The organism is Streptomyces sp. NPDC001137, assembly GCF_040298885.1.
In the GTDB taxonomy this organism is placed as follows: domain Bacteria; phylum Actinomycetota; class Actinomycetes; order Streptomycetales; family Streptomycetaceae; genus Streptomyces.
Genome location: NZ_JBEPBA010000028.1, coordinates 37,055 through 52,342, shown reverse-complemented (window position 1 = coordinate 52,342; position 15,288 = coordinate 37,055). Strand labels below are relative to the sequence as shown.

Annotated in this window: 18 protein-coding genes; 13 read left to right on the top strand and 5 right to left on the bottom strand. The window is 70.3% G+C overall.

Annotated elements, in window-relative coordinates; all coding sequences use genetic code 11:
* Positions 1-19 precede the first annotated feature (19 nt).
* The 3 genes from ABT254_RS38925 to ABT254_RS38915 all read right to left on the bottom strand — a co-directional run bounded on the left by ABT254_RS38925 (position 20) and on the right by ABT254_RS38915 (position 3,682).
* Entirely contained in the window at positions 20-1,492 is a 1,473-nt protein-coding gene (locus tag ABT254_RS38925; protein WP_351481348.1) for an SCO6880 family protein, read from the bottom strand.
* An 81-nt stretch (positions 1,493-1,573) separates the two neighbouring features.
* The gene (locus tag ABT254_RS38920; RefSeq protein WP_351481345.1) at positions 1,574-2,953 is read right to left on the bottom strand and encodes an SCO6881 family protein; all 1,380 of its coding nucleotides are present in this window, start codon (positions 2,951-2,953) and stop codon (positions 1,574-1,576) included.
* A 36-nt stretch (positions 2,954-2,989) separates the two neighbouring features.
* Positions 2,990-3,682 (bottom strand): hypothetical protein, encoded by a 693-nt coding sequence (locus ABT254_RS38915; protein WP_351481342.1) that lies wholly within the window; start codon positions 3,680-3,682, stop codon positions 2,990-2,992.
* 209 nt (positions 3,683-3,891) lie between these two features.
* Here ABT254_RS38915 and ABT254_RS38910 point away from each other — a divergent pair, with 209 nt between their 5' ends.
* Positions 3,892-5,091: an IS110 family RNA-guided transposase gene (locus ABT254_RS38910; RefSeq protein ID WP_351481339.1), complete on the top strand. Its 1,200-nt coding sequence runs from the start codon at positions 3,892-3,894 to the stop codon at positions 5,089-5,091.
* 8 nt (positions 5,092-5,099) lie between these two features.
* Here the strand turns inward: ABT254_RS38910 and ABT254_RS38905 are convergent, their stop codons facing one another.
* Together ABT254_RS38905 and ABT254_RS38900 are read right to left on the bottom strand one after the other, a co-directional pair.
* Positions 5,100-5,414 (bottom strand): DUF6112 family protein, encoded by a 315-nt coding sequence (locus ABT254_RS38905; protein WP_351481336.1) that lies wholly within the window; start codon positions 5,412-5,414, stop codon positions 5,100-5,102.
* A gap of 122 nt (positions 5,415-5,536) precedes the next feature.
* Positions 5,537-6,670, bottom strand: a complete 1,134-nt coding sequence (locus ABT254_RS38900; protein WP_351481333.1) for a C40 family peptidase — start codon at positions 6,668-6,670, stop codon at positions 5,537-5,539.
* A gap of 510 nt (positions 6,671-7,180) precedes the next feature.
* Between ABT254_RS38900 and ABT254_RS38895 the strand changes: the two genes are divergently transcribed.
* The 12 genes from ABT254_RS38895 to ABT254_RS38840 all read left to right on the top strand — a co-directional run bounded on the left by ABT254_RS38895 (position 7,181) and on the right by ABT254_RS38840 (position 15,268).
* Complete coding sequence (locus ABT254_RS38895; protein WP_351481330.1) at positions 7,181-7,936, top strand: DNA-methyltransferase; 756 nt, start codon at positions 7,181-7,183, stop codon at positions 7,934-7,936.
* A gap of 249 nt (positions 7,937-8,185) precedes the next feature.
* Positions 8,186-8,737 carry a DUF4913 domain-containing protein gene (locus ABT254_RS38890; RefSeq protein WP_285513053.1) on the top strand — a complete coding sequence of 184 codons (552 nt, stop codon included), beginning with the start codon at positions 8,186-8,188 and terminating at the stop codon, positions 8,735-8,737.
* Positions 8,734-9,219, top strand: coding sequence for a hypothetical protein (locus ABT254_RS38885; RefSeq protein WP_351481327.1), 486 nt, complete (start codon positions 8,734-8,736; stop codon positions 9,217-9,219). The genes ABT254_RS38890 and ABT254_RS38885 overlap by 4 nt, the downstream gene beginning before the upstream one ends.
* Before the next feature lie 17 nt (positions 9,220-9,236).
* Positions 9,237-9,935, top strand: coding sequence for a hypothetical protein (locus ABT254_RS38880; protein ID WP_351481324.1), 699 nt, complete (start codon positions 9,237-9,239; stop codon positions 9,933-9,935).
* 17 nt (positions 9,936-9,952) lie between these two features.
* Complete coding sequence (locus ABT254_RS38875; protein WP_351481321.1) at positions 9,953-10,702, top strand: hypothetical protein; 750 nt, start codon at positions 9,953-9,955, stop codon at positions 10,700-10,702.
* Between the two features lie 180 nt (positions 10,703-10,882).
* Positions 10,883-11,191, top strand: coding sequence for an SH3 domain-containing protein (locus ABT254_RS38870; RefSeq protein WP_351481528.1), 309 nt, complete (start codon positions 10,883-10,885; stop codon positions 11,189-11,191).
* Between the two features lie 99 nt (positions 11,192-11,290).
* On the top strand, positions 11,291-11,773 hold the full coding sequence (locus ABT254_RS38865) for a hypothetical protein (RefSeq protein WP_351481318.1): 483 nt from the start codon (positions 11,291-11,293) through the stop codon (positions 11,771-11,773).
* Positions 11,770-12,213, top strand: coding sequence for a hypothetical protein (locus ABT254_RS38860; RefSeq protein WP_351481315.1), 444 nt, complete (start codon positions 11,770-11,772; stop codon positions 12,211-12,213). Before ABT254_RS38865 ends, ABT254_RS38860 begins: the two co-directional genes overlap by 4 nt.
* Positions 12,214-12,222: 9 nt before the next feature.
* On the top strand, positions 12,223-12,636 hold the full coding sequence (locus tag ABT254_RS38855) for a hypothetical protein (protein WP_351481313.1): 414 nt from the start codon (positions 12,223-12,225) through the stop codon (positions 12,634-12,636).
* Positions 12,637-12,678: 42 nt separating this feature from the next.
* Positions 12,679-13,521 (top strand): winged helix-turn-helix transcriptional regulator, encoded by an 843-nt coding sequence (locus ABT254_RS38850; RefSeq protein WP_351481310.1) that lies wholly within the window; start codon positions 12,679-12,681, stop codon positions 13,519-13,521.
* Positions 13,518-14,036, top strand: a complete 519-nt coding sequence (locus ABT254_RS38845) for a regulator (RefSeq protein WP_351481307.1) — start codon at positions 13,518-13,520, stop codon at positions 14,034-14,036. The genes ABT254_RS38850 and ABT254_RS38845 overlap by 4 nt, the downstream gene beginning before the upstream one ends.
* The gene (locus ABT254_RS38840) at positions 14,033-15,268 is read left to right on the top strand and encodes an MFS transporter (protein ID WP_351481305.1); all 1,236 of its coding nucleotides are present in this window, start codon (positions 14,033-14,035) and stop codon (positions 15,266-15,268) included. The genes ABT254_RS38845 and ABT254_RS38840 overlap by 4 nt, the downstream gene beginning before the upstream one ends.
* The last annotated feature ends 20 nt before the right edge of the window (positions 15,269-15,288 follow it).

Genomic DNA, 15,288 nt, shown 5'->3' with positions numbered 1-15,288 from the left:
GTGCAGGGACGAGCCCGACTCACAGGGCGGTCCGAGCGAGCGGGAGCGCGGCGAGGGTGAAGGCGTCCGGCTGCTGGTAGTTGAGCCGTCGCAGATCGACGCCCGAGGTGACGGCGTGGGTCTCGATCTGTGCGCAGGCGGCGTCCAGGAGCGCGTCGGTCTCGGCAGTGACTGTGACCAGGCCGGTCAGAGCCACGTCGGCATGCCCGGCGATGAGCTGGCGCTCACGCTGCTTGACGTCGGCGTACTCGACGGAGTCTTCCTCGCTGTCGACCTGTCCCCGGCGGGCCCTCTCGTTGGCATCGGCGATGATCGCCGCCTTCTTCCGCTGGACGTCCCGCAGCGCGGACTCGAGCCCTTGCGGCACGTATATGAGGGAGAGGCTGCGCCGCACGCCGGCCGTGAACATGATCCCGTGCAGGAACCCGGCTCCCATTTCGGTGCGCGGCCAGTTCTCCACCCAGTACGTCGCGTGCCGCGCGCTGTCAGTGGCGAGGCGGTCGTACTCCTCGAACTGGACGACAGGCCCGGCGGCGGCAGGATCGGCCTCGGCGCGGCCGGTCTCTGACCACTGCTGGAGTGCACCGAGCGCCCCCGGGTCGTAGGCGGTGCGGATCACGGCGGCGATCTCCCGCGCGGTCAGCCACCCGGTGACCTGAAGCCCGGCGTTGCGGGCGGCCTGGGCGATGGACGCAGTGGTCTGCTCCATCACGGTGAACGCCCCTGGCAGCCCGCCGCCGGCCTGGCTGATCAGGCGCCGGGCGGCCTTGAGGTCGAGGGAGATGGCGAGGTAGGTCTCGTGCGGGGCGGCTGCGGGGCCGGCCGAGGCGACCAGTTCGGAGTAGATCTGTCCGGCGACGGGGGCCTGGGGCTGCCCGTTGTGGGTCCAGTGGCGGTGGAGGGTGTCGCCGCTGTCGGGGACGGTGCGCTCCAGCACCTGCACGGTGGCGACGTGACCTGTGCGGGCGATGCCTGCGAGTGCGCGCCCCCAGCTGGTGACGTTGTGGTTCTGGGTGGCGGGGTCGAGGAGGGCGAAGGCGTGGCTGGTGACGCGGGCGATGGCGGTCAGGGTCTGCTGGTGCGGGTCGTGGATGGCAGCCGCGCCGTTGGCGGAGTCGCCGGGGGTGACGACCTTGAGGGAGGCGGCGGTGCCGGGCAGATGGAGGATGCCGTCCTGCCGGGGCCGGGTAACGGGCCGGGCGAGCCAGAGGGTCTGGCCGGTGCGGCGGCGGTGTGCGTAGCGGGCGACGATCGGCGCCCAGTCGATCAGGGAGCGGCCGTGTCGGCGGATCGCGACGAGTGCACCGGATGCCGCCCACAGGGGGGCCAGGGCGACGGCGCCGAGCAGTCCGGTGGAGATCACCGTCATCAGCAGCAGGGCCAACGTGCATGAGACGAGGATGAGTTGGGGCAGGGAGAGGCCGAGGAGGATGCCGCGGCGGGACCGGTGCGGGAACTTCACCGTGACCGGGGCGACGGACAGATCAGTCAAAGGTCGGGTCCTGGAGGCGCGGGTGGAACCCGGGGGCGGGAGGTGGCGTGCACATCCCGCCCCCGGTAGTCGGGCAGGGGATCAGAGGCCGGTCGGAGGCGGCGGTGGTCCGCTCGCCCCGCTGGACGCAGCGTTCTGTGAACCGGAGGACGGTGGTGCGCCCTGCGGCGGCGGGGTCGTGGTCGGGGGGACGGACTGCCATCCGCCGCCCATGCCGGACGCGGCGTTCGCCCCGGCTCCGCCCGCCCCCGGGCTGCCTCCCATCTGGCCGCTGGTGTTGTCGGACACACTCGTCGGCGCGGGCTGTACTGCCTTTTCCAGGCCGGACTTGATGGCATCGCCACCGGGCGAGCCGCCCGTTCCGCCGCCTTGCGAACCTTCCTTGCCCCCTCCGCCTCCGCCGGTCGGGTTGGCGGCAATGTCGCCGGGGAAGCCGCCCCCGCCAGCGGCGTCAGGGCCTTGCGGTGTAGCGCCTGCTCCGGCGGCAGCGCCACCAGTTCCGGCGGTGGCCGCGGCTGCGGCGGCCTTGCGGGCGGCCTTCTCGGCGTGAGCCTTGGCGATCTGGGCTCCGGCTCCGCCTGCGCGGTGGATGGACTCGCCGTCGGTGCCGTCGGCCGCCCAGTGGACGAACTTGAAGACGGCGTACGGGCACAGCAGGACCAGAATCATGATCACGATGCCGGACATGACGTCGGCGAGGGCCGCGATGCCGTCCTTGGCCTCGGTCCTACCCATGGCGGCGATGCCGAGTACGAAGATCACCGTCATCAGCAGCTTGGAGACCACGAGGGTGGCGGTGGCCTCGATCCAGCCCTTGCGCCAGCGTCGGGCGACCTCCCAGCCGCCGCCGGCGGACGCGAAGACGGCCAGCGTGACCATGACGAGGATGCCGACCTTGCGGACCATCATCACGCACCAGTACAGGAAGGCGCCGATGGCGGCACCGAGGCCGACGACGACTGGGACGAGCCAGCCCAGCCCGGACAGGGACGGGATCTGGCCTACCTTCACGATGCGGCGCACGGCTGACTCGATGTTCAGGTGTGCGGTCTTGAACAAGCCGTCGGAGACGGCGTCGACCACCTCGACGGCGACCGTGGTCAGGGCGATGGCGCAGAAGGCGAACAGGACGCCGCTCATGGTGCCGGTGAACGCTTGTGTCAGTGCTTGTCCGTCGCGCCGGACGGCGGCCCGGACCAGCTGCGCGCAGAACGTGGCGACCAGCAGGACCAGGCCGAGTGGCAGCAGCATCTCGTAGTTGTCGACGAACCACGATGCGTTGAGATCCACCTTCGTGGTGGTGTCGACTGCTTCGGCAGCCAAGTCGGCTGCGGCGGCGGCCAGTTCACCGGCGGACTTCGCCAACCAGTCACCGATGGCCTTGCCGGGATCCGAAGCGAAATCCACCGCGTCGCCGACAGCGCACAGCTTGTCGGCCAGGGGGTAATCACAGAAACCCACGGGGAGTTGCCCCTCCTTTCTTGTCTCAGGCGCGGGTCACTGCGTGACACTCGGAGCGATGGCGCCCAGGGTGCAGTCGTGATTCGGGCGGCACTGCACGGCGAGGGTCACGGCGCGTTCCTCGGCCCCGCCGCCGCCCTTTTTCCAGCTGAGCGTCTGCTTGCCGTTGACGGTGACGACGTAGATGTACGCCTCGGTGATCGCGGACGGGTCGTCGGCCAGGGCCTGCTTGAACGCGGAGGGGTAGTGGCCCTCGGTGACGCCGGCGGTGGCGTGCTGGTCCTGGTCTGCCATCCGCGACCACAGCAGCGGATCGGGAACCTGGCTGGAGACCGAGGCCCAGTCGGCGTACTTGGTCTCGGTGGTCATCCAGGCGCGCATGCCGGCGAGCTGTTGGTCGCGGCTGGTGTCGCGGGTGTCGTAGGACCACAGCATCCGGGCAGCCGCCTTGGCGTAGGCGACCGGCTCGGCGATCTGCGGAGGCTTAGGCACGGAACCGGATCCGGAGGAAGGCTTCGGTGCGGCTGCGGAGGCGATCGGGCTGCCGGTCGGGGCGGGCGCAGTGGCGGCCGGGAGTTGGTGGCCGTTCCTGTCGCCGGTCAGCAGGGCGACGACCACGGCGATGGCGAGCAGGGCGGCGACGGCAGCGGCGACGATTGCGATGCGCCGGTTGGCTGACCAGCTCGTGCCGTACGAGGACAGCGAGAAGGCGGGGAATCGTTTCCGCATTAGTGGACCCTCAGAATGTTGGAGGTCCGGGAGGACCAGGTATGGCTGATCAGTGGATGCCGCTGATGGCTACGCAGGTGTGGCCGCCTGGTCTTCCGGGACGCTCCGACTGGTGATTGAGAACTGCGAAGATCGCTCTTGAGGGTCCTGTCGGCGGAGTGTTCCTCGGGCCGCGTGAATGCCGGGCACGAAGGAACGGAGCACCTCGAGTGACGGATCGCAGCGCGCGCATTTGGGTCGGGATCGACGCCGGCAAGGCTCACCACTGGGCTACGGCCATCGACGCCGACGGTCAGTTGGTGCTGTCCCGGAAGGTCGTCAACGACGAGACCGAGATCCTGGAACTGATCGCGGCGGTGTGCGAAGCGGCCGACGTGGTGTCGTGGGCGGTGGACATCTCCGGCCGGGCCTCGACGCTGCTCCTGGCCCTGCTGATCGGGCATGGCCAGAGCGTGGTCTACATCCCCGGACGCACCGTCCATCGGATGTCGGCGGCTTACCGGGGCGAGGGGAAGACCGACGCCAAGGACGCGCTGGTCATCGCCGATACCGCCCGGCTGCGACGGGACTTCGCCTCGCTCAGCCTCCCGGACGAGCAGGTGGCTGGGCTCCAGCTGCTGACTGCGCGCCGAGCTGATCTGATAGCCGACCGGGTGCGGCTGATCAACCGGATGCGGGACACCCTGGTGGGCATCAGCCCCGCCCTTGAGCGGGCCTTCGACTACTCCGCCTCCAAGGGCGCGGTCACCATGCTCACCGAATATCAGACGCCGGCCGCATTGCGCCGCATCGGCACCAAACTTGCCAGTTGGCTCAGGCGCCGGAGCGTCCGCAAGGCCGACGCTGTTGCCGACCGAGCTGTCGAGGCGGCTCGGTCCCAGGCCACCGTGCTGCCCGGTGAGGACCGGGCAGCACGGCTGGTGGGCGTCATCGCCCGCCAACTCCTGGAAGTGGACGAGCAGATCAAGGAGACCGAGCGGGAGATCCGCGAGGTCTTCCGCACGGACGAGCGTGCCGCGGTCATCGAATCGATGCCGGGCATGGGCCCGATCCTCGGTGCGGAGTTCGTGGCGATCGTCGGCGACCTGTCCGGGTACGCCGACGCTGGACGTCTGGCGTCGCACGCCGGGCTGGCGCCGGTTCCGCGCGACTCCGGCCGCCGGACCGGCAACTTCCAGAGGCCGAAGCGCTACAACCGGCGGCTGCGGCACATCTTCTACTTGTCCGCGCAGGCGGCGATGATGAGGCCCGGCCTGTCGCGTGAGTACTACCTCAGGAAACGAGCCGAGGGCCAGACGCACGTCCAGGCAGTGCTCGCGTTGGCCCGGCGCCGAGTCGGTGTGTTGTGGGCGATGTTGCGTGATGGGCGGCCGTATGACTCCGGTCCGCCGGTTGCGCAGGTGGCTTGACTTCTTCATTAAGACACCTGCGATCCCAGGCCGGAGAAGAAGGCCACGATTCCGTTCGCGGCGCCCAGGCCGAGGGCGGCGCCGGCGGCGACGACCGCGCCCTTCTTGCCGTTGGCTTCGGCCTGGTGGCCACCGGTGTGGTGTCCCCAGGCCCATACGCCGAGTGAGACGGCGAGGGCGCCGACGACGGCGATGATCCCGAACATGTTGATGCTGTTGACCACGTTCTTCAGCACGCTCAGGCCGGGCAGGCCACCGCCCCTGGGTGAGATTCCTGGGTCGTAGGCGAGCTCGATGACGCGGTCTGCGAGAGGGACGGACATAGGTGTGGCGGGGCTCCTTGCATACGCAGGCCAGGGGAGGGCCGGCGGGAAGGGGAAAGCGGAGAGGGAGGTGCGCGTGGGGCGCGGAAGTGGCCGCGGCGGCAGCCCCGCCCGGGGCGGCGTCAGAGGACCCGGCGGGCGGCGAGGATCGTCCAGTCCTTGATCGGGGTGATCCGGACCGGCTTGGTGGTGCGAGGCGCCTCGATCACGACGCCCTCGCCCATGTACATGCCGACGTGCTCGGGCCGGGCGGCAGTGCCGCGGCTGAAGACCAGATCACCGGGCTTGAGTTGGGCGGCCGAGACCGCCTTGCCCTCGCTGACCTGCGTGTACGTGGTGCGGGTGAGGGTGACGCCGGCATGGGCGTACGCCTGCTGCATCAGGCTGGAGCAGTCGCAGCGGCCCATGGGGTCAGGACCATGCGCGTTGGTGCAGGAGCCGCCCCACTGGTAGAGCGTGCCGAGTTGCTGCATCGCCCAGGTGATGGCCTTGCGCGCCTTCGGATCGGCGTCCTTGGGGATCTTGTAGCCCTTGGGGACGCTCCCCTCGGGGATGCGGCCGAAGCCGGAGCCGTCCTGATCCGGAGCGCAGCCGGTGGTGCCGGGCGACGGTTGCTTGCCCTGGTCTGCGTCTTTGCCATCCGTGTCGTTGGCGCCGCCTGGGAAGGTCTTGGCGATGGCGGCCTGCAATGCGGTGGCCAGGTTTTCCCACCGGGCGTACGCGTCCGGCAGCCCGGACTTCTGCACGGCTTGGGCGGCCTGGGTGACGGCCATCTGCTGCCAGCCGCTCACCTTGAGCAAGTGCTTGTAGAACTGCTCGGAGGCGTATACCGGATCGCGGATCTGCTGGGCGCTGCCCCAGCCCTGGGAAGGGCGCTGCTGGAACAAGCCGAGCGAGTCGCGGTCCCCGTAGTTCAGGTTGCGCAGCCGGCTCTCCTGCATCGCCGTGGCGAGCGCGATGATCTGTCCCTTCTTGGGGACGTCGAGCGAGAGGCCGGCGGCCACGATCGTCTGCGCATTGGGGACCTGCTCGGCCGGCAGGTCCAGGCCCTCGACGTGGACGTCCTTGCCGGACGCGCCGTCGAGGATCTTGGCGACCTGCTCGGCGACCTTGTTGGTATCGATGTCGGTCAGGCAGCTGCTGAAGGATCCGTTGCTCTGCACGGCGTCGGCGGAGGAGGCCAGCATCATGCCGGTGCCAGCGATCAGGATCGGGGAGAGGAAGACGACGCCGATACCGGCGGCGAGCCCCTTCAACCCGAGCGGACCGCTCGCCGGTCAGCGATGTCGGGCAGGGGTGGGTAACGAGACGTCATGAACGTGTCCTTCGGGGTGCGGTGTCCGGCGTGCCGCGTGCGCGAAGCGTGTTGGAAGGCCGCGGCGGCCGGGGTGGGCGATCGGGACGGTCCGACGCGGGCGAGTTGCCGCTCGCTCTGCGAGGCCGGGCCGTGAGCTAGGTGTGCCGGGGCAGGGGGTACCTCCGTGAGGCGTGGCGGGAGTAGCCAGCGGCGGTGTGCGCCGGGCGGTTCAAAAACAGTAGGCCCAGATCGGCGGTTGACCAAAAAGTCTGCGTGAGGTGCCGGAACCCGATACCCCAGCACAGCACTTCTTGGTCGTCGGCGGTTTCGCCTCTACAGTTTTTGGACTCCCTCTCGCTCTCCTCGGCCTGTGGCTCGGGGCTTCTGCATGCCCACTTCCGGCCCGCGAGGACTCTGCACGAGGCGCGTAGTTCCCTCCGCGATTCCGCACCCGAATAGGGGTTCTTCTTTGCCTTTCTCCCTGCACCAGGGCGACGCCCTCAGCGTTCTCGCTGGCCTCCCGGACGGTTGTGTCGACTCCGTCATCACCGACCCGCCGTACAACTCCGGTGGGCGGACCGCGAAGGAGCGCACCACCCGCTCCGCGAAGCAGAAGTACACGTCCGCCGACGCCCAGCACACTCTGCCGGACTTCACCGGCGAGAACATGGACCAAAGGTCGTACGGGTTCTGGCTGACGCAGATCATGACCGAAGCCCACCGCCTCACGAAGACCGGCGGCACTGCGCTGCTGTTCACCGACTGGCGCCAGCTCCCCGTCACCACGGACGCGATCCAGGCGGCCGGATGGCTGTGGCGCGGGGTGCTGGCCTGGCACAAGCCGCAGGCCAGGCCGCAGAAGGGCCGGTTCACCCAGAACTGTGAATTCATCGTCTGGGCGTCCAAGGGAGCGATCGACGCCTCCCGCAACCCTGTCTACCTGCCCGGCCTCTACAGCGCCTCGCAGCCCAGCGGCAAGGCGCGCCAGCACATCACTCAGAAGCCCGTCGAGGTGATGCGGGAGCTGGTCAAGATCAGCCCCGAGGGCGGTACCGTTCTCGACTTCTGCGCCGGCTCCGGCTCCACGGGCGTCGCGGCCCTGCTGGAAGGCCGCGACTTCATCGGCGTGGAGAAGACTGAGCACTACGCGTCAATCGCGGCCGACCGGCTCACTGAGACGATCCGCGAAACCCTCACCCAGGACGACGTGGTTCTCACCGTCTGATTCACTCTGCCGTATTTCGCTCCGAGGCCCCGCACACCCTCCCAGTTTCTCCGGAGCCCGCCGGGATGTTCGTGCAACTTTCCTGCGGGTCCGTGCGCCGTGGATTCCACCCACTTGCCATTTCGCGTCTCGTAGGAGGCCGTACTTTTCATGCCCGAATCCATAGACCCCGCAGACGGCGGGGAATTGGAGCCGGTTCGCGTCCCGGACCCGCAGTTGGAGGGGATCGAGGCGAGCGTCCGACGGCTCATGGAGCAGTCGGCGCAGCAGGCACAGCAGCTCGACCATCTCGCGTCCTCGCCGGCGCCGGGCGGATCGCCGTTCGCGGCCTTCGGCATGCCGGGGCTCGGTGGGCCAGCTCCCGCCGCGCCGCCAGAGCCCCGCCCGATCCTGGAGCTGGACGGAGAGGAGCGCGAGGACGAACTCGACGCGCTCAGCGACTGGGTCGACGACTTCTTCCTCCCGGTCTACGGGGCTGAGGTCACCACCGCGGCGCCCTGGTGCCTGCAGTGGCAGGAGCACGACGACGTCGTGGCCTGGCTCCACGCCTTGTGGCTCGCCTACCAGCAGCACAAGGACCCCGAAGCCGGATTGAGCGGTCTGTTCGTGTGGCACCGGGACTTCCTCACCCATGCCGTTGCGGCGATCCGCGCGCCTGGTGGCCCGCTGTCGGCGTGCATGACCTCTCCCGACCGGCCCGCGCACCGTCTTCTGCCCGGCCCGCCGCCCTCCGTGCGTACGGAGACGGCGTCCACGGCGGAAGCCGCCGACGCCGCCGAGCCGGACGAGCCGACGTCATGACCGCGGGAGTGGGACAGCCCGCCTTCGGACTGAGCTTCGACCCCCGCGCACTGACCGATCTCCTCCAGGCCCCCAGCGATATCCGCGACCTCACGCTCGCCTACCTGCAGGAAGTCGTGAACGCGCAGCGCTTCGGGCTACGCCTCGACGGCGACCTGGAGGGCTATCGAAAGCTGTTTGTGGACTCCCGGAAGGATTGGCGCGTCGTCTACGGCGTCCGTCCGGCACCCGCGGAGTCCGCGCACCCGAAGGACATCCACGTCGTTGCCATCCGGCCGCGTGCGGGCAACGACGTCTACGACGAGGTCGGCCGCCGCCTGGGGATGACCCGCCGACCGCTGAGCGCCCGCACCCACGCGGCCCGCTCCCGCTCCCCGCAGCTGACCACCCGCACGCCCGCGCCCCGGCCCGGTCCACCGCCCACCGCACTGCCGGGTCTGCCCCGTCCCGCACACAACCCCGCGCACCACCACACCCGCTGACGCACGGAGTGTCGCCCATGCCCACTGAACCCGCGCCGCTACCAGCCCGGCGTGCGGTGTCCCCGCTCGATCACCACCTCGAAGCCGTCACCGGCCACGACATCGACACCCTGTGGACCTACCGCGACCGCGGCGTCCTCGACGAGCCCCACGCCCACCTAGTAGACCGGCACCGCGAACTGGCCAAGACCCAGACCGCCGTCACCTTCTACCTCCGCCTCCTCAATCGCCTGTCCAGCGGCGAGTTCGACGTCGACGACGCCCTGTTCACGCGCATGAACCGCACCGTGGACCAACTGGAGGAGGCTGCGGGCGCTCGCGACGCCGCTGCGCGGCAGGTGCTCGCCGCCCTGAAGCCCATCGAGGCCGCCGCGACGGCCTCGACGCCCCGTGCGCCTCAGCTCTCGGCGGACGACCAAGCCGCGCTGCTCGCCATCGCTGGCGGCGCCAAGCTCTACGAACACCTGCTGACCGGACGGATGTCCGTGACCGCTGCCTCCGGGACCCGTATCCCTCACGCCAGGCTGCAGCGGCTGGAGGACGCCGGCCTGGGCCTTCGGGACACCGGCCACCCCGTGCACGCCAGCCAGCCGGTCGCCCTCACCGATGCCGGACGTGCCGCGCTGTTCGCCGCCCGGCGGACTCCCACGACCCGGGCACCCACGCTCCCGACTCGCCCCGGCACGCCGCCGTCCACCCCGGCACACCGGTGCTGAACTCCACCGAAAGGCCCTTGTTGTCCCCCACCGAACCGGCGCCGGCTCGGCAGTCCATCCCCCAAGTCGACTTCGAGTTGGACGACTTCGACGCCGACGAGGAGAAGTACCTCGACTTCTACCGCAAGGTCGCCGTCCACGAGGACATGCTCGTCCCCCTCGCCGAACATCACACCCCCAACGGCGCGCACAGCTACTACGTTCTGTTCGACCGCACCGCTACCTGGGGACACCCCGGCATGCCGCAGGTGCTCGCCGTACATCTGCAACGAGACCGCGAGAAGCGGACGTTCGCCTTCGAGCAGGCCCCCCTGCCGCTGCCCGCGATGGCGCAGTCCTGGCTCATCCACCGCGGCTGCCCGCGCGACGCCATCAGCCTCAACCCCGAGCTGGGCCTACCGCCGGCGGACGAGGCCACACGAGCGCTGGAGCGACGCCTCGCCGACGACGGCGACCACTACGCCATGGGCTACTCCTACACCTGCGACGACCCCGACGACATGGTGACCGTCGTGGCACTGCGCGCCCTGGACGAGCGAGCCCCTTCGCCGTTCCGCGTCATAGTCGAGGAGGTCGACACCGACGCCTGGACGCGCACGCTGCGGGAGGGCGGCTTCGCCACGGTCGAGGACGCCTTGCAGTGGTGCGACGACCGGATCGCCGGCGAGGCCGACCCTCTGCCACCGGTCCGCCCGGCAGCTGCAGCCAGCCACTCAGTCGGTGTGGCGAAGTCCTCGGTTCCGCGCCCGCCCGGCCGAGCTCGCTGAGCCCCGCCGCCGTCTACAGCGGCGCAACATAGCCGACGATCGCCGGTTAGCCAAACCGGCGTTTCTCCGGACTCTTATACAGCCGCCGAGACAACATCCGCGGCGCCTTCCCCGCAATCCCTATGCCTTCACGGAGGTTTCTTTCGCATGCGCTCCACCCGAATTGCCATATCCACAGCGATGCTCGGCGCACTCGCTCTGCCGATGCTGTCCACTGCGCCCGCGAGTGCGGCCCCCGCCGCCGCCACGATCGTTGCGCCCTGCCCGGACCTCCCGCCGCTCCCGTACACGGTCCACGCGTCGGCTGTGACCATCCGGTCCAAGGCCACCACGAAGTCCACCGCCGTCGGAGTGCTCTACAAGAGCCACAAGTTCACCGTGCACAAGAAGAGCGGCAACTGGCTCTACATCACGGACAAGACGACCGGCGTCAAGGGCTGGGTCTCCGGCACGTACGTCTACCGCGACGTCCGGATGTGCCTCGACTGACAGACCCCAACAAGTGGTCCGAAAGCGGCTGAGTCGCTGGGCACGACCACCCTCTCATCTTCCTCCAGGCATCGGCTTTCCAGAACAGGAGCTTCCCTTTTGTCCGACGGCATATTCGATGACGCTGAAGATGTCGTGGGCGTGCTCACCGAACGGATCGAAGCGCGCTTCGGTATGGACATGGACCAGTTGAAAGCCGCGGTCACCGCCGCGCCGCTGGCGAATCCTGACGCCACCGATGTCGTCAAGTGGCACGGCCTCCTCGTCGAGGCCCAGTCCGTGCTCGATCACGCGGAGGACGACCTCCTCGCTGCGCTGGAAACCCAGCCCAGCGAGGTCGACGACCCGACGATGGGTCTCGCCCACCGCGTGAACGTGGCCGTCACCGCCCGCGACGGCCGGGCCCTGGTCGTGCGGTGGCTCCTCGACCCGAACGCTCCGGGCAAGAAGGACCTCGCGTCGGAACGGCTCGCCCGCCTTCGCCCCCGAACCGGTCCGGTGGTGCAGACCGGCGCTCCTCACCGACCCGCGGGTACACCCGTGCCGGCGACGGCGTGGCGGGCGGGAAGGGCTGTTCGATGAGCCCGGTCAAGGCCAGCACCATGGACGCCGATCTGCAGAAGGTCTTCGGCGGCACGGTCCCCGATCTGCACGAGGCAGCTGTCGGCCACGATGCCTCTCCGGCCCTCGTCCGTGCCCTGGAACTGCGTTCGTTCCTGGCTCTGACGGAGGAGCAGGTTGCCCGCGTCCGCGATCGCGTGCACGCGGACATGGGCCCGGACCGCGACATGGGCGAGCTGTCGGCGGACAAACTCCGCTCCGACGCGCAGTGGCTCGAGGCCGCGCTCGACGCCCGCGACGGCTACCGCGCAGCTCTCGGTGAACTGCTACGCACCATGCCCCCGCCCGACCAGCAGGCCCGGCCCGTCCGCATGACGCAGCTCAAGGCCACCGCCACCCTGCCCCCGTCCGCCGCCCCGGCACCGCCGCGTGCCGGGGCGGCCCGGGCCCGCCGAACCTGAAAGCCCCGCTTGCCCCACCTCACGTCCACCGAGATTGCCGGACGGATCGAGGACCTGCACGGCGCACCGCTCGCCGACCTCACCGCCCACGCCGAGGGCCAGCCGCCCGGCATGCTCTCCGCCCTGCTCGGCATGCACGACGACCTCGCGTTCGCCGAGGGCAGCATCGACTTCCACCGCGACCACCTCGCCCGGCTCATCAACACCGAGCGGCACATCCGTCGGCATGAGGTCTCCCACCTGCTCGACGGTGCACGACGGCTCGCCGAAGCCGTCGCAGTCCGCGACACCCAGGCCAAGTCGGTCGCCGCCGTCCTGCAAAGCCTCGCCCGTGTCCCGGCCCCGGCGCCGTCCCCGCCGACACCGTCACCGCCGCTACCAGCTCCGCCCCTCGCGGCGCAGAGCACGGCGCTCAGCCGCTGACCCGCAAGCGATTTCCCCCTCACCCTCCCCGGAGTTCCTCTCTTGGCCATCACCGCTCTGCCACCTGACACCGACAGCGACATCGCCCGGGTCACCGAAGTCCTCGCCATGATCACCCCGCGCTGGAACGTGAGGATCCTGCTGGCGCTCTCCGGCCCGCCCCTGCGCTACAGCGAGTTGGCGGCCAAGGTGTCCTGGCTGCAGAACGGCCAGCTCCACCCCAAGCTCAAGTCGCTGTGCGACGCCGGGCTCGTCGAGCGCACCGAACACACCGCACGTCATGTGACCTACGGCCACACCGAGCGAGGTGCTGCCCTGCTGCCGGTTCTACCGCTGATCGTCACCTGGGCCGAGGAGCATCTGGAGACGGCGGACCGCCCGCTGCCCGCGATCGAGCAGATCGAGGACAGCCTCATCCTGCTCACCCGGCGGCACGCTGCTGCCCTCCTGTGGGTGCTGAAGTTGCGCAAGGAGGTCAGCGGCCGGGCGCTGGCCCGGATCGTGATGCCCAGCAGCGACTGGACCAACGTGTACCCGCCGCTTCGGCAGCTCGTGGCCGACGGCCTGGTCGACACCGAGGGAGTCGGCCGGCCGTTCCGGCTGTCCGCTGCGGGCGACGGCCTGGGCCCCGTTCTCGGCGCCCTGTCCGCGTGGTCCGCCGGGCAGCCCATCGACCAGGCGGCCCACCATCCGGTGTGGGGGCACCCGCTGGCGAAGACCGCGTCGAGGCCGTGGGTCAGCAGTCAGTCCCGGTCGGCGCCCGCGGCGATCCCCCCACCCCGGACAGGCGAATCCGCTCCGGCCTGGCAGAACCGCGATCTGTTCTCCCATGCCACGGCCGCCCGCCCGAAGGCGGCCGTCCCGGCGGGAGGCCCACGCCGATGACCACCCTCTTCACCACAGCCGCAGTGCGGAACGCAGTCGAGCTGCTGGCCTCTCGCTCCTTGATCCGCCTGGTCACCGAGATCGACGACAACGGGGCGATACCGCCGCGACGGCTGGCCGGTATCCTCCCCGACCTTTCCTCGCACCAACTGCGCCGGACTACCGAAGCGGCCCGCGCTCATGGACTCGTCCGGACCGCACCCGGCGCCGGACTGGAACTCACCGACGCCGGGTCGGAGTTGGCCGACCTGTACGACGCGGCTGCGCGCTGGGGTCGACGCAACGCCTACCCGGGACCGGTCTGCGAGTTCAGCAACCGTGTCCGCCACGTCCTCGACCTCCTGGCGCCCTCGCTCGCGGCCGAGCGCGCCGACGGCCTCCCGCGGCCGTCCGCCGCGCGGCTGCCCAGCACCGAGGCCGAGGCAGACCTTGCCCGTCCCCGCGCTCTCCTGATCCAGTGGCTGGCCGGCAACCCCCAGGTCACCCGGGTGTCCGAGCCCGAGCCGGTCGTGTGAGCGCAGCGGTTACACCCCGGCATGCACGCCGCACCGCCGGGCTGATGCGCGGCATCTACCTGCCGCGCACGGCGGACGCTCTCGCGTTCGCGATGTCTACCTACGGCATTCCGCTGCTGGTCCTGGCCACCACGCGCTCCGCCACGCTGACGGGCGCCGCGTTCGCCCTGGAGTGGATCCCGCGGCTGGCGGCGTTCGGGTGGGCCGGATCGGTCGTCGACCGGCGCGGGGCATCCGTGGTCTTCCACCTCGCCTCCCTGGGACGCGCCTTGGTTCTCGCCGTCGGCGCAGTCCTTCTCCATCTCCACCCGTCCGGCGCCGTGGCGAGCGTGACCGTGATGGTGCTCGCGGCGGCCACCGGCGTGCTCACCGAGTTCAGTTACATCGCGGTCGAGACCGCTGGCGCCGCCGCCGGCCGCCGGGCAGGTGCACGCGCTCACCGTGTCCAGGCCGTGCTACTCGGTATCGACCAGACCGCGACGCTGGCCGGCCCGGCGCTCGCCGGACTGCTCCTGCTCGCCGGGCCGCCGCCGATGCTCGCGGTGATCACCATGCTTTCGCTGCTCGCCGCGCTGCTCGCTCTGAGCACACCCCCCTCGCCCGTGGCTCCGGCCCGCGCTCCGAAGGGGCGGCCCGGCGCCGGTCTCCTCACTGGGTGGCGCACCATCCGCTCGCTGCCCGCGCTTGGCTGGCTCCTGGCCGGGCTGACCCTGTCCAACCTGGCCACCGGGCTCCTCCAAGCGGCCGGTCCGGTGATCGTCGTCGAGCGCTTCGGGCAGTCCACCACTGCCGTCGGCCTGGTCTGGTCCGCAGCCGCCGGCGCAACACTTCTCAGCGTCACGCTCTGCCGGTTCGCGCTGGACCGGCTGGGCCTGTGGCCGGTCGGCGCCACCTGCGCGGCCCTCGCCTCACTCGCCTGTCTCGCCGCTTCCCAGGCCCCCGAATACCTGTCCTACCTGGTCCTGGTCGCGGTGCTCATGGCGGCAGACGGCGGCATGACGGTGGTCCTGCGTACCCTGCGCTCCCGCCTGATCCCAGCGGAGACGTTCGGCAGCACCCTGTCGGCGACCATCCTCATCCTCCTGCTGCCCTTCCCCGTCGCCGGCGCACTCACCGCCCTCACCCCACCCGACGCACTGGGCCACGTCATCACCGCCTGCGCCGCACTACAAGCCCTCGGCCTCTTCTGCGCCTTCGCCCGCCTGCGCACCGATCCCGCCCTGCGTACCTGACCCCATCGCACCCGCCAGCC

What these genes read in the sequence shown, in the direction of transcription:
- ABT254_RS38885 (WP_351481327.1), top strand. Translation starts at nt 8,734, where the DNA reads ATGACCGCGGGAGTGGGACAGCCCGCCTTCGGACTGAGCTTCGACCCC.
- ABT254_RS38870 (WP_351481528.1), top strand. Translation starts at nt 10,883, where the DNA reads ATGCTCGGCGCACTCGCTCTGCCGATGCTGTCCACTGCGCCCGCGAGT.
- ABT254_RS38880 (WP_351481324.1), top strand. Translation starts at nt 9,237, where the DNA reads ATGCCCACTGAACCCGCGCCGCTACCAGCCCGGCGTGCGGTGTCCCCG.
- ABT254_RS38905 (WP_351481336.1), bottom strand. Translation starts at nt 5,414, where the DNA reads ATGTCCGTCCCTCTCGCAGACCGCGTCATCGAGCTCGCCTACGACCCA.
- ABT254_RS38890 (WP_285513053.1), top strand. Translation starts at nt 8,186, where the DNA reads ATGGAGCAGTCGGCGCAGCAGGCACAGCAGCTCGACCATCTCGCGTCC.
- ABT254_RS38860 (WP_351481315.1), top strand. Translation starts at nt 11,770, where the DNA reads ATGAGCCCGGTCAAGGCCAGCACCATGGACGCCGATCTGCAGAAGGTC.
- ABT254_RS38845 (WP_351481307.1), top strand. Translation starts at nt 13,518, where the DNA reads ATGACCACCCTCTTCACCACAGCCGCAGTGCGGAACGCAGTCGAGCTG.
- ABT254_RS38915 (WP_351481342.1), bottom strand. Translation starts at nt 3,682, where the DNA reads ATGCGGAAACGATTCCCCGCCTTCTCGCTGTCCTCGTACGGCACGAGC.